The 13,701-nt window shown below is 65.5% G+C and carries 9 protein-coding genes and 1 pseudogene; all 10 read right to left on the minus strand.

Translation table 11 applies throughout. The features are described from left to right. Positions 1-914 precede the first annotated feature (914 nt). The 10 genes and pseudogenes from F4X11_04415 to F4X11_04460 all read right to left on the minus strand — a co-directional run bounded on the left by F4X11_04415 (position 915) and on the right by F4X11_04460 (position 12,722). Positions 915-1,760 carry a hypothetical protein gene (locus F4X11_04415; GenBank protein MYN64257.1) on the minus strand — a complete coding sequence of 282 codons (846 nt, stop codon included), beginning with the start codon at positions 1,758-1,760 and terminating at the stop codon, positions 915-917. Beyond that, complete coding sequence (locus F4X11_04420; protein ID MYN64258.1) at positions 1,750-3,348, minus strand: hypothetical protein; 1,599 nt, start codon at positions 3,346-3,348, stop codon at positions 1,750-1,752. The genes F4X11_04415 and F4X11_04420 overlap by 11 nt, the downstream gene beginning before the upstream one ends. Further along, the gene (locus F4X11_04425; GenBank protein MYN64259.1) at positions 3,345-4,082 is read right to left on the minus strand and encodes a caspase family protein; all 738 of its coding nucleotides are present in this window, start codon (positions 4,080-4,082) and stop codon (positions 3,345-3,347) included. Before F4X11_04425 ends, F4X11_04420 begins: the two co-directional genes overlap by 4 nt. Before the next feature lie 14 nt (positions 4,083-4,096). Further along, positions 4,097-4,333, minus strand: a complete 237-nt coding sequence (locus tag F4X11_04430) for a hypothetical protein (protein MYN64260.1) — start codon at positions 4,331-4,333, stop codon at positions 4,097-4,099. After that, on the minus strand, positions 4,293-5,645 hold the full coding sequence (locus tag F4X11_04435; protein MYN64261.1) for a group II intron reverse transcriptase/maturase: 1,353 nt from the start codon (positions 5,643-5,645) through the stop codon (positions 4,293-4,295). Before F4X11_04435 ends, F4X11_04430 begins: the two co-directional genes overlap by 41 nt. 13 nt (positions 5,646-5,658) lie before the next feature. Further along, positions 5,659-5,856: pseudogene (locus F4X11_04440) on the minus strand (hypothetical protein). A gap of 364 nt (positions 5,857-6,220) precedes the next feature. Continuing rightward, positions 6,221-7,126: a sel1 repeat family protein gene (locus F4X11_04445; GenBank protein MYN64262.1), complete on the minus strand. Its 906-nt coding sequence runs from the start codon at positions 7,124-7,126 to the stop codon at positions 6,221-6,223. Between the two features lie 905 nt (positions 7,127-8,031). Next, a complete protein-coding gene (locus F4X11_04450; protein ID MYN64263.1) occupies positions 8,032-8,523 on the minus strand; it encodes a hypothetical protein in 492 nt (163 codons plus the stop codon). A gap of 3 nt (positions 8,524-8,526) precedes the next feature. Beyond that, positions 8,527-10,119 (minus strand): VCBS repeat-containing protein, encoded by a 1,593-nt coding sequence (locus tag F4X11_04455; GenBank protein ID MYN64264.1) that lies wholly within the window; start codon positions 10,117-10,119, stop codon positions 8,527-8,529. Between the two features lie 47 nt (positions 10,120-10,166). Next, the gene (locus tag F4X11_04460; protein ID MYN64265.1) at positions 10,167-12,722 is read right to left on the minus strand and encodes a response regulator; all 2,556 of its coding nucleotides are present in this window, start codon (positions 12,720-12,722) and stop codon (positions 10,167-10,169) included. Positions 12,723-13,701: the final 979 nt, after the last annotated feature.

Genomic DNA, 13,701 nt, shown 5'->3' on the forward strand with positions numbered 1-13,701 from the left:
TGTTTATACGACACAGCCCCCTTGCCCGCGAGCGATCCCCCCGTCTCGGCCCCGTCAAGACGAATCCAAAACGCAGGTCGACCTGCTCCGCAGCACCCGGGGAAACGTGCAGTGCCTGCCTGCCGTCGACGGCCGCGTCACGCGTCAGGACCAACACAAACTCCAGAACCTCAACGGCGACATGCGGCTAGGCGAAGCGCTGTCGCTCCAGCTCCCGTGCACTGCAGCCTCTTGCCCAGCATCCACGCCAACCGGCCCCGGTCCGCGCGTACAGGAAGCGAAGCAGCACCAGCGGAGACCTCCTGCTGGACAGATTCCCAGTCACAATCCGTTTTGCAACCGCCCACTCTGTGCTCACCGGAGGGATTCCGCACAACGCCGTCCAGCCCCCTGAATCCATGAACCTCGTGTTCTCGAAAAACGCGGTACGATCAGTGCTTCGGAATCCAAGGGTTGACCAAGAACCCAGCTCAGATACGGATTGTAAAGGTACTCACAGGAAATCCGGTCATGTCCGTGCGGAACCCTCCCCGTGTCCTCGTAAGCCAATACAGCGATGGCGGGATCCAGAAACCGGTGCTCATCTAAGTCCTGCCCCCATGGAAAATGTGCCTTGTCCCTACCGCCGACGCGACCACGCAACGCGCGATAAATATCGACCTTCGCCCCGCCGTACCCACGAAAGGTAAGCTCTGGTCGCAATGTAACACGTCGCACTATTCGACGAAAACGATCGACGGTTCGAACATATCCAGTACGTCTTGCGTAGAGATGACCATCCGTCTCCAAGTCACCTCCGTCCTCGGCGAACATGCTTGCGAACAGCGGCCACAAGGGGCGCAGCCGATAGCGCGCAGACTCCATTTTGGTCCAATGTCCTCCCGCCAGCTCCGTAGCTTCAACCACGGGCGCATTCACTGCTGCCGTTCCCGCGTTCCATCAGGCGCAATGGAATAACGCGTGAACTGGCCCCGGTTCCACTCGAGCTCCGCAATATCCGCAACCGCTACCAAGTGCGCGCCGTGACCGGCAGCCTCTACCCAAACTATTGCATCGCCGAGCCTTCCCTCATCCCAACAGCTCGCGCCATCGCTCTGGCACAAGTGCCGCTGGTCAAACTTGTTATGGTATAGTGCCACAACGTGGATGACGTTTCCTCCTCTCCTATCTACTATCAGCATTCCTCCCTCCAGATCATTCTCATGGTACATTGGGAGGCCGAACGGCACACCCAGCCAATGCACGCCCGACTCCCACCACCGATCGACGTAGTCTCGCGGATGAAAATAGTAGTAGACAATGTACATCTGGTTCTCAGTGATGGCCACAACCCCACCGTAGACTGTCGCGGCAATCCGCTCCTTGAAGCTATCGGCGTGGTCCCAATTGTCGTCGCCGACCCATCCTCGCGGGTCGTCCGACTCTTCGTCAAAGCCTATGTGCCCGAAACCATCCAAATGCCGCACGTGCACCGAATCGCCAACCCAATGAAGAAAATCTGGAGCGTACTTCCGTACAACTACCTCTTCCTGGATTGAATCGCCAGAACCGAAAACCAGCCAACCTTCCCGCGCGGCGTCGTCGACAGCCGGCCCAGCGGCCGGCTCTGCGTGAGCCATAGGCGCACACTGACTTCGGGCCAGCCCTCTTTCATTAGCCACCAACTTCGACACCAGCCATAAACCCCAAAGTGAACGCAGAGCGAGGAGCATGCTTATGCTCGCGACAACAATCAACCATGTCTTGCGCCTAGAGATCACGTCGCGCCTTCACTTTCTGCTCGTTACGTCGCCAGTGAAACAAGGAAAATGGAAAGGCGATAAGCAGCGCCCCAAGAGCCACGAAAACCAATCTGCCGAATACCGTCACGGCGCCCTCCTGAAGTCTCAAGCTGCTCCTGACCCACAATATAGTGCCATCAAACCAATCCAGTGTTTCGAAAGCGGTTTGGGATTCGGCGTTCATGTAGAGGTCATGAGCAAAGCCCAACATGAAATCTAGAATCCCGAAGAGCATGAGCGCGAGTGCAAAGGCTGTTGGCAGACCCAACAAGAACAACGTCAACAGAACTCTTGTTGCGCCCTTCGCATAGCTTGGCTGTTTCGGCAGCGGCGCATTCTCCTCTGGAGAACAAATGCGTGCTGCAATCCAACGCATGATGTCAACATTTTCCCAGTAGCGAGTATGTCCGGAAGTCGGACTCCAGCAGGCAACTAGACGCCGGTTCGTCGGCTTTGCCAAGCCCTCGACGTCGCCATAATCGTCAAGGTCAGCGCCTATGGGGTCAACAACATCACTGAAGTTAAACCAGCTTGCCGGTGCCCGTTCCTCTTCGTCGTGAGCAGTAGTGGCGCTCCAACTTGCGCGGCTTCCTCCGACATCGGCTGCAGGTTCGGTGACGTCCTGCCGCTGCCGAAGAGTAACCGGGCGGCGGCGGTCTCTTGGCTTCTGAGACGGCCAGAAAAAGTACAGCTTGTCGAGGGGTGATCCTAGGGTGACGAAGGTCTTGAGTTTGGCAAGCGGGTTTACTTCGACGGCTTCGGGATGACAATGAGCGAGCCACGCCAGAAAATCCTCGGCCATCTTTGACGGCTGCATCTTGTGGTGGGTCAAACCATCAAGAGCGACTGCGGAGCCCAGGCTGTGACCAACGACGTGGATCTCTTCGTTTTCCAAACAGGCTTTTATCAGTACCTCGTCGAAACGTGCGCGAATTGCATCGCGCTTGGTCTGATTGTGAAAGTAGATCCGCTGACTAACAAAGAGCTTCACGTCTCCGGCATACTCATAGATGGCGGCGTTCCAGCGACTCGATCGATGATTGGCGGAGCGAAATGTAGCATCTAGTAACAGAAAGAGAAACTCCAGGAGGTGATACAAAGGGAACACAACCAGCGTCATCAGCTCCCCCCTCAGAAAGCGGCGGAAAGGCATCCGGCCCTTGTACTTCCCGGATACGAGATTAAAGATTGGGTTCCAGAAAAGGGTGATGAGCCAAAGGTTGTATTTGAGCTTCTCGGCGCGGCTGTAGGGGCGGTCCTCGTCCGCCCAGTAGGCTTCGTAGATTCGTACCGCGAAAGGACGGTCCGGAGAATCGTTGACCAGAGTGGTAGGGCGAAAGAGAGATGTCAGGTTGTGGATACTGCCGGCCGGCCTACGGCCATCCACGTCGCTGCTAGTCTCCGGCCTCGCGGAAGGCCGCGCGAGCTCTACCTTGTTGATGACCAGTCGGGTCGTGGCGGCAGACTGCCGCACCGCGTCCAGGAAGTGCGACGTGAACTCCTTGAGGAAGTCGTAACGGCGCTGATTGCCGATGCCGTGAACAAGAATCACGCCAATTTGCTTCATTGGCTCGTCCTGCCTTTCACGAGCGAGTGGCACTCGTACGGTCGCTGCATGCCGTTCGTCGAAGCCAGCACCTGCGCCCCCACCCGACGGAACATCAGCCTGGACCTCGAGAAACGTCTCCCGCGTACGTGCCCCGCCGTTGTCCCGGCCGCCACGGCGTACCCGACCAGGGTCTCGTCGCCCAGCGGGTTCTCGTCCAGGTCGGCGAAGCTGCCGCCGCTGACCGCACGGGTCGCCGCCGTACGCTGCATCGACCGTGCGTGCGGGTTGTTCCGGCACGCATCCAGGATCAGGAGCCGCAACGACGCGCCCGATATCGACACCAGCAGGTGGCCGACGGTCAGCGTCTCGAAGCGCACGTCCACGTCGCGCTTCAGGTGTGCGTCGACCGGGACAAGGTACTTGACGCCGTCCATATCGATGTCGTGGCCGGCGTAGAAGACCAGCGAGACGTCCGCCTTGGGGCTCCTCCGCGTGGACGCGCGCGACGCCGCGGTCAGCTGCACTCGACCGAAGTCGAGTTCGGTGGTCACCTCGAACCCGAGCTGCCGCAACGCTGCCGAGATATTTCGTGCGTCGTTGTCCGGGTTCGGCAGTCGCCCGATGTGGGGGTAGGTGCTGCTGCCCACCACCAGCGCCACGCGGCCATGAGCCAGCGCAACCGCCGGCACCGCGAGGACCACCAGCGCTAAGGCGGCGACAACGAGCGGCCTCACAGCTCGCGTTGCACTCATCTTTCCTTACAGCCTTACAGTCCTCGTAGGCCGGCGGTGCTCGCGGTTAAGTAGAGTCGACGACTGGCGCGGTGGCGGTAGGCGCAGGGGGTAGCTGTTCCCGGCCGCTTTCGCCGATGCCGGTGCCTCACTCCTCGCCATGGCTCCGTCTCCAGTCGCCGCTCATCGAACCGGACATGCAGGTCTCCCGCATCCGGCTCTCGGACGAGGTCATGCCTTCGCCCACGGAAAGCTCGCCGTGCGCGGTTCAAGGCGCGTGAGTCCGTACTCGGACCACAGCCGCATGGCCGGGAAGCGCACTTCCTTCCCGGTCCGCACCTTGTGTTTACGACAGAGCCACTGGCGCAGCCGCCGGGTGGTGTGCCAGTCAATCATCGCGTAGGCCGGGCTGACCTGCCCCAGGATGAAGTAGTTCGCCCAGCCGGTCAGTAACCGGTTGAGGCGCGCTACCACGACTCCCGAGGGCAGCAGCAGGTCTCGCGTCGTCGTTAACTCGCTCACTCGACGGCAGATGCTCCGGACGCTCTCCCGACTCGGACGGGTGCCGATGTAGGCGGCACCGGTGTCCCGCCGGTAGTTGCGTCCAATCCGGTAGCCGAGGAACGTCATCGATTTCTCCGGCAGCCGGCAGCAGCGGGTCTTCTCGGCGTTCATCGGCAGCTTCAGACGCTGCATCACGGTCTCGACCGCCGACAGCATCTCCGCTGCCGGCGCGCGGCCGAGCACCGCGAAATCGTCTGCATAGTTGACGATTTCCGCCTGGAAGCGCCGGGCGTAGCCCAGCACCTTCCAGCCCAGAATGAAGCGACGCATATAGACGTTGCTGAACAGCGGCGAAATCGGTGACCCCTGCGGGGTGCCCTTCCGCTCGCGACGTGCCCGGTTCGTCAGGCGGCGACCGCCGCGCCCATCGTCCTCCTCCACCGCCATCTCCACCGCCATCTCCAGCCACGACCTGACCCAGCCCAACATCCGCCCGTCGCTCACGCGCCGCGCGATGGACCGGAGCAGGTCCGAGTGCGGGATTTGACCGAAGTAGTCCGACAGGTCGCCGTCTACCACCTCCAGATGGCCCGTCGTCAGCAGCCGATGCACGCGCCTGACCGCGTCATTCGCGTCTCGGCCCGGCCGGTACGCATACTGCTCCGGTTGCAGGTCGGCTTCGAAGATGGGCGACAACACGTGCATCGCCGCCGTCTGCGCCACCCGGTCTCGGAGACAAGGAATACCTAACGGCCTGAACTGCCCGCGTTTCTTCTTCGGGATGAGGACCTGCCGCACCGCTCGCGGCCGGTAGGTCCCCGCCTTCAGGTCCCGCGCCAGTGCTCCCAGCCACCGGTCCACCCCGAACGATTCGATGTCCGCAACCGTCTCGCCGTCCACCCCGGCCGCGCCGCCGTTGCGACGAACGGCCTGCCAGGCGACCACGAGCACGTCGTCGCGCCACACCTTGTCGCTCAGCGAGTAGAACCGGAAGCCCGGAGCTTCCTTCGCTTTCGCATGTAGCGCCGTCTGGAGTCGCTGAACTCTCTCTGAGGCTGATAGGCGTTCGCCAGTCCTCATGTCCCGTCCCCCGTCATGCGCTGCTCTCGAACTGAGGCCGCTTCCCTCCACCGGCATTACCCAGCTTCCCCGGTACTACTGGCCTCTCCGCCACCCTGACCGGCCCGACCTGACCCTCGCGGGGTGTCGGTTGGCGCGTGCCACGCCACCGGCAGGGCTTCCCGTGTTGCGTCCATCTCCCTCTTCCACGCGTGCCGTCGCCATTACCCCGGCGGAACCGGCCGGTGCTCGTATCGCTCGCTTCCCGACCGCTGGCAGCCTTCCCCGTCTTACGGCCGGGTCGGCTTCCGCATCAAGTGTTTCGAGGCCTGCTCGACGTTCACTCGCGTTACGGCCCGCGTAGTCGCTGAACCGCCCAAGGCGGCCCTTTGTCATCGGAGTGCTTCAGCCGATGTCGTTGCCTCCATCGTCCGCTCCGACTGCTACCGGCTGGAGCGACAGTTGCCGGGCGGGATTCGCACCCGCTGAGAGATGGCGCCTTGTCACGGCGCACCGTAAGGCCCGCTTATTGGATCCGTCCCCGCGATGCCGTCGGGCGGATCGTCGCTCCAGGTTCTGTGGACTTCCCTCATTGATCAACGAAGGCGGCGGAGGTTCTCCTGCGCCAGTTCATCTCCTTGCGCGGCCGCCAGACGGTACCAGCGGATGGCCTCCACGCGGTCCCGTCGCACGCCGCGACCGCGCTCGTACATCCAGCCGAGGTTGTTCTGCCCCCGGGCGTGCCCCTGCTCGGCCGAACGGCGTAACCACCGAACTGCTTCCGCTTCATCCGTCTCTATCCCACGACCGGTTGCGTACATCCAACCGAGGTTGTTCTGACCGAGGGCGTTGCCCTGTTCGGCCGCAAGGCGGAACCATCGGACGGCTTCACCGTAGTCCCGAGACACGCCGCGACCATCGCGGTACATGACACCGAGGTTGTTCTGCCCGACGGCCTGCCCTTGTTCGGCCGCCCGGCGGTACCAGCGAACGGCCTGCGCGTCGTCCTGTCGTACGCCGCGACCACGCGAGTACATGAATCCGAGGTTGCTCTGACCTCGGGGGTTGCCCTGTTCGGCCGCACGGCGATACCACTGGACGGCTTCCTCGTCGTCCTGCCTCACCCAGCGACCTGTGCTGTACATGAAGCCGAGGGCAGACTGCCCCGGTGCATAGCCTTGTTCAGCCGCTCTCCGAAACCAGGGCACGGCAGCCGCGTAGTCCTGCGCCACGCCGCGGCCGTGCTCGTAACGCTCGCCCAACTCGGTCTGCGCCTCAGCGTCTCCCGCCTCGGCCAACTCGCGGAGAACAGTGACGTGAAGCTCGGGGATGTCAATCTCCGGCGGGTCGGGTCGTGGAGGGTCGGCAGGCGCCGGTATGGCTGGAATCGCGGCGCTGACTGTCGTTGACGCGCCCGTGGCCAGCGTTCGCGTCAGGTAGTGCTCGCCCACCAGCGAGTGGTACTCGTGCGGGCGCTGGGCACCGTTGGTCGCCGTCAGCACCTGCGCCCGTACCCGACGGAACAGCAACCCGATCTCCAGCGGCGTCTCCAGATGCGACAGCAACGCCGCCGTGTACGGACTGTTTCGGCCCCGCCCGTCCGCCGCGGTCGTCCCGGCCGCTGCGGCGTACGCGACCAGCGTCTCGTCTCCCAGCAGGTCCTCGTTCAAGTCGGCGAAGCTGCCGCCGCTCACCGTACGGGTCGCCGCCGTGCGCTGCATCGACCGCGCCAGCGGGTTGTTCCGGCACGCATCCAGGATCACCAACCGCAACGACGCGCCAGTCGTCGACACCAGCAGGTCGTCGACCGTGACCGTCTCGAAGCGCACGTCGATGTCTCGTTCCAGGCGCGCGTCCACCGGGACGAGGTAGTTGACGCCGTCCATCTCGATGCCGTGGCCCGCGTAGAAGACCAGCGCCACATCCGCGCCGGCACTCTGCCGCGCGAACGCGCGCAAAGCCTCGGTGAGCTCCACCCGGTCGGCGTCCAGCTCCGTCGTCACCTCGAACCCGAGCCGCCGCAGCGCCGACGAGATGTCGCCCGCGTCGTTATCCGGGTTCGGCAGCCGCCCGATGTGGGCGTAGGTGCTGTTGCCCACCACCAGCGCCACGCGGCCGTCGGCCAGCACGACCATCGGCATCGCGAGGACGACCAACGCCAGCACCGCAACGAGCGACCTCCCGGCCTTCATACCGATCATTTGCACTCGCCCAGCACTCTACACCTTGCACGTGAACGCATTGCCGACTGATAGGAGTCGGAAAGTGTTTGTTTCGTGAACTCACCAGAAAATGTTCCGGATACCCACAGACCACCCAGGCGCACATGGAGCTGCGACGGCTGGTCTTGTGTCCGTCCCTGCGGATGACAAGCCAACCCACGGGCCGGGCTCACGGGCCGCGCTCATCAGGGAATGGCCCCAAGTTGAACCTCGAAGTCACCGCGGTAGTGCAAGGTGGTCAGGTCACCGCAGTAGACTTCACCGGCGGGGGCGAAGTCCCGCTGCTCGAAGGTTCCCCGGTCGGCGGCTGAAAACGCGAGCTCGATCTCGCTGCGACCGTCGTTTTCCCACGTGATCTCGATCTGCGCGGACCGTGCACCGGTGCGGGTGTACGACCAGTCCATGGTCGGATCATCGAAGATCCCGTCGGGCCGCACCCCACGGACCGTGTCGGCGTCCTCGAAGTGGTAGCGGATGACGGTCCCCGGGGGCGCGGTGCACCGCGTATGCGCCTGTCTGATGGTGACCGCCACGGTTCGGCCGACGATGCTCTCCGGCGCGATCATCGTCTCGGTCGGCGTCGGCGTCGGGCGCGTTGGGCCCCCATCGCCGCAAGCCGCGGCGTTTCCGAGACATACGCCGACCAGCAACAACCCGGCAGCTCGGTCCAGCATCATGGGTTACCTCACGCAGCGGGGCGACCGCCGTGGCGTCGTGTTGACCAGCGTGGCGAACACGCCGGCGTCGTCCTCGGTATGGATGACGCGGTCCGGTCCCTCGTCGATGTCCACCTCGACGAAGTCGACCGCGCCGTCGCCGTTGACGTCGGCCGGCGCGGCGTTGTCGCCGAAGTACCGGTCCGCGCGCCGAATTGCATCCGGGGACATCGGTCGAAACTGGCCGCTGCCGTTGTTGAGGTAGACCATCGGCGCGTAGCGGCTGACGTCGCGCCCCGACCGCACCATCACGAGGTCGATGCATCCGTCCCGGTCGACATCGTGTTTCGCGAAACGCGCGCCGCCGTTGTGCAACGGCTCGCCGTTTGGCAGGCGCTCCGGGGTGGTGTCCTCCTGCCCCTTGACCCAGGTCTCCGTCTCGTCGCCGAACCAGATGCCGCCGCCGGGCAGCGGCACCCTGCGGTTGACCAGCACCTGGATGTAGCGCCCCGTCCAGGCGAGCGCGTCGGGATCGACGTCGTCGTTGCGGGTGTTCATCAGGAACAGATCCTCGAACCCGTCGTCGTTCACGTCGAAGTGCGTCAGCCAGCCGACCGCCGTGAAGCCGTCGAAGAAGCGCACGCGCGGCAGGTCGATCCGCGTCGGGTAGTACCCCGTGCCGTCGTTCACCATGACCGTGTTGTACTGGTCGATGCTGAGCGGCCCGCGGTCCCGAATGTGCCCCAGCGCAAGGTCCAGGTCGCCGTCGTTGTCGATGTCCACGAAGTGCCCGCCGTCCCAGCCCCAGTACTGCGAGCCGTCCGGCGGCTGGGCATGGAGCACCGGCCTGGTGGCCCGGTTGTCCCGGTCGACGGTGAACGTCCCGTCACCGTTGTTCACCATGAAGTGTTCCTCGACGTTGGCGCCGCCGCCGCTCTGCACCCACAGGTCCACGTCCCCGTCGTTGTCGATGTCGCCCGACGTGGCCGACTTGATGTGCAGATCCGCGGGATCGGGCGAGGGCACCGGCGGCAGCCGCTGCTCGTGCTCCTCCCGCACGGCGTCGGCCAGCGCCGCCGAGTGCTCGAAACTGCCGCTCGGCGTGCTGAGCAGCAGTTGCGGCGGGTTGCCGTAGCCGCTGCTCTCCGCCCAGACGTAGACGCCGGCGTCGAACACCGCGAAGTCGAGACGGCCGTCGCCGTTGAAGTCGTCGGTGACCGCGACCGGGGTGCGAGCCCGGATCGACGGGAGCATCTCCGCCGGCGCCAACTCGAGGCGTCCGTCACGGTTCCCGAGGAACACCTGTACCGGCGGCTTGTCCAGGCGGTCTTCGACCGTCTCGCTCCCATCGTTGGGTTGACCGCCTGCGATGATGTCGTCGCGGCCGTCCCCGTTCAGGTCCGCCACGGCGAGGATGACCTGGATGCGGTTGAAGCCGCCTGGCGTGTCGACGCGCTCGAACGTCTGCGCATGGGTGGAGTTGGAGAGCCAGCAGGCGACCAGTACCGCAGCGATTCCCCGCTGCGTCCACCTGACCCGTACCGCCGCGAAGCCCACGAGCACCACCGTAGTGTGGGCCGCCACCAGGAGCTCGAACAGCACGGTGACGATGGTCATGTCTTCCTCCACAGGATCCCGACTTGCGCCGTCAACGGGCCGTCCCTTCAGGGCGCCGCCATGCGGTAGCCGAGCCCGCGCGCGGTGAGGACGTAGGCGGGCTTGGCCGCATCGTCCCCGAGCCTCCGGCGGAGCCTCTTGACGAAGGTGCGCACGTGCTTGGCATCGCCCCCCCGTTCTCCCCACACATCGCGCAGCAGCGACTCGTAGGTCACTACCCGTCCGGCGTTGACCGACAGCGCGCGCAGCAGCTCGTACTCGGTGAGCGTGAGCTCCACCGGGCGGCCGGCCATCGTCACCCGGCGCTGCTCGTAGTCGATGGCGAGATCGCCGAGCACGAAGGGTTCGGCGCCGGCCCGCCCGCGCAACGCCGCCCGGACCCGCGCGACGAGCTCCGCCGCCGAGAAGGGCTTGACGAGGTAGTCCGCCGCGCCGGCTTCCAGCACCCTGGCGATGGTCTCGTCGCGTCCGTAGGCCGAGATGACGATGACCGGCAGGTCGGCCAGTTTCGGAACGCGCTGCATCAATTCGAGGCCGTCGGTCCCGGGCAGCATCAGGTCCAGCAGGACCAGCGCGGGCCTGTGCCTCCTGATCAGGCCGACCAGCTCCTCCGCCTCGCCGGTCACGACCGGGGTGTAGCCCGCCTCGGCGAGCGCGTCGCGGACGTAGCGCAGCATCTCGGGGTCGTCGTCGACCACGAGGATGCGCGTCTGCTCGCGCCCGGCCCGGGACCGGCGCGGCCGGCTGCCGTCTGTGCCTGCCGCGGCGCCGCCCGCGGGCTCGTCGGCCGCCGGGACCGTGAACGTGAACGTCGTGCCTCGGCCGACCCCGGCGCTCTCGGCCCGGATGCGGCCCCCGTGCGCTTCCGCCAGCCCCTTGCAGATGGCCAGGCCCAGGCCGACGCCGCCGATGTCGGGCGCCCGGTCCCCGCCGCCGACGCCGGCGTACTTGCGGAACAGGTGCGGCAGCTGCTCCGGCGGCACGCCCCGCCCTTCGTCGGAAACCGAGATCGCGACATGAACGCCATCCTGCACCGCGCCGACATGAATCGCGGACGACTCCGGCGCGTGCCGGGACGCGTTGGAGAAGAGGTTGTTCAAGACCTGGACGATGCGCCGCTCGTCGGCCATTACCCGCGGCAGGTCCGGCGGCAGGTCGATGCGGACGCTCTGCCGGCCACCGCCGCTCAGGAACGTCGTCCTCGCCCGGTCGACCAGCGCGGCCACCTCCGCCGGCTCGGGATCGATCGACAGCGTGCCCGAGTCGATGCGCCCCGCATCGAGCAGGTCGCCGATCAGGCCGTCCATGTGGTCGGCCTGTGCGTCGATGATCCGGAAGAACTGGCGCACCTCGGCCCGGTCCAGTACCCGCGCGGCGCGCAGCACGGTCGTCGTCGCCCCCTTGATCGAGGTGAGCGGCGCGCGCAGCTCGTGGCTCACCATGCCCAGGAAATCGGCCCGCAACCGCTCCAGCTCCTCGAGCGGCGCCAGGTCCTGCAGCGTGACCACCATCGACACGGCGGCGCCGTCGGCCGAGTGGATCGGCGTGGCGTTGACCAGCAGCGTGATGCGGCGGCCGTCGGGGACCGACAGCACGACCTCCTCGGCGCGCACCGTCGCGGCCCCGCTGATCACGCGCTTCATCGAGAACTCCGCCAGCGCGATCTCGCGCCCGTCGGAGAACCGGACTGTGAGCCCCTCCAGCAGCTCCTCCAGCGGCGAGCCGGTTGTGCTCAGCCTGCCGGCAAGCCGTCTGGCCTCCCGGTTCAACGACACCGGATGGCCCGTCACGGCGTCGAAGACAGCCACGCCGACCGGCGAGGTCTCCACTAGGGCCTCGAGGTCGGCCCGCGCCCGCTGCTCGGCCTGGTGCGTGCGGGCGTTGGCGATCGCGTTGGCCGCCTGCGAGGCGAACAACACCAGGACCTCCTCGTCATCGGCCGTGAACTCCTGTCCGCCTTCCTTCTCGGCGAGGAAGAAGTCGCCGACGTGCACGCCCCGATGACGCATCGGCGTCGCCTGCAAGGTCTTCGACAGCACCAGGACCGGCGTGTAGCCGAGCGAGCGAAGGTACGCCTGCAGGTCCGGCACTCTGAGCGGTCCAGCAAGGTCGCGCAGGTGCTCGAAGAAGCGCATCGCGTGGGGCCACTCCATCATCTGTTGCTGCTCGGCGGTGGTGAGTCCGGAGATAACGAAGTCCTGCGGCTGCCCCGCGTCGTCGATGGTCGTGATCACCCCGTAGCGGGCGCCGGTCAGGGCGCGGGCGCTGTCGACGGTTTCGCGCAGCACGGTGCCCACGTCGAGACTCGCACTGATGCGAAGGACAGCGGTACTCAGGCTGGAGATGCGCTCGCGCAGCGCGTCGGTTTCCCGCCCCGGCTCGTCGCTGGCGTTCAATGGCCCCTCCTGCTTCCCGGCGCCGACGCCCCGACCCGGCTGGTTCGGCCGCGCGTCAGGTCGCGGCATCTCTGTTGGGCGCCCGAATCGGGAACGCGTCGACACGTGGGCGCCGGCAATCCTCGATGAGCGGTCTCGCCGAGCCGTTCTCGCCGCGATACGCCAAAAAAACACTCTGCAAATGCACGTATTACGCATATAGTACATATTCGATTCCCTACAATCCAGAGGTGTGGGTCACATCGGGTCCAGCACGCAGCGGCCTCAAACCGGGAACCGGTCCGCAGACGCCTACGTCCCAGCAGCGATCCCCGGCCTGCATGCTCGCCGCGCGCAAACGCGGTTGGGAATCGACGCCGAACGGCGGCTTCTTGCGCGGCCGGAAAAGGCCGGTCGTGGACCTGCGACCGGCTCACGAACGGATCGACGCACTGGAAGCGACGCTCCGATCGGAAGTCGAGCTGTCTCGACGAAGGTCGACGCTGGAGCGGCGTCTGAACGACGTAGAGGAGAGGGTCAACGCGCTCGATTCCACGACGGGTCTGGTGATGCCGCGGCTCGAGTACCTCGTCACACCGAGATGCACCCGAATCGAGGACGGCAGGCCGAGAGTGTCGACGAATGGCGCGTCCCCGGCCGACCGAGCCCCGCGAGGCCGGCCATGAGAGTTGGCGCCCTCTGCTATCGCCGTCAGGGGGCGCAAGGGCGCGGCGCGGTCCAGTCTGAACACCTCGCCCGCGTCGCGTCCGCTTGGCACAACCTTCACTTGCCTGGGATCGCGATCGCGCCGTGCCGGGTACCGGTCAGCGCCGGCCGGCGGCGTCCTTGCGATGCGGGCCGTCGCAGATCATCGCCAGCACCGGGTCGTGCAGCGCGTTCGCCCTGTTGCGGCCGGGCGCCGACGGGCGTGCGGACGGTGCTTCAGAGCTGCCGTTCACTTCGTTCACTTAAGCAGTCTGCCCTTGCGAGCATGCACCGTCGGTGCCGGGGATTTCTCCGCGTGCCTTCGCCCCGCGTGTGAGGACCAGCCCGGACGACGTGCCTTTGGGCTGGCGATGAGTCGGGGTCTGGATAGCCATCGTCCTTCCGTGGGCAAAGATGGCACGAAAATTAACGTGAAGCTCACTGTATATTGGTAGCGGCAAGATGAAAAGGGACCCCGCGGCAATCTGAAAAGGGACCCCCT

The sequence above is a fragment of the Acidobacteriota bacterium genome, assembly GCA_009861545.1.
In the GTDB taxonomy this organism is placed as follows: domain Bacteria; phylum Acidobacteriota; class Vicinamibacteria; order Vicinamibacterales; family UBA8438; genus WTFV01.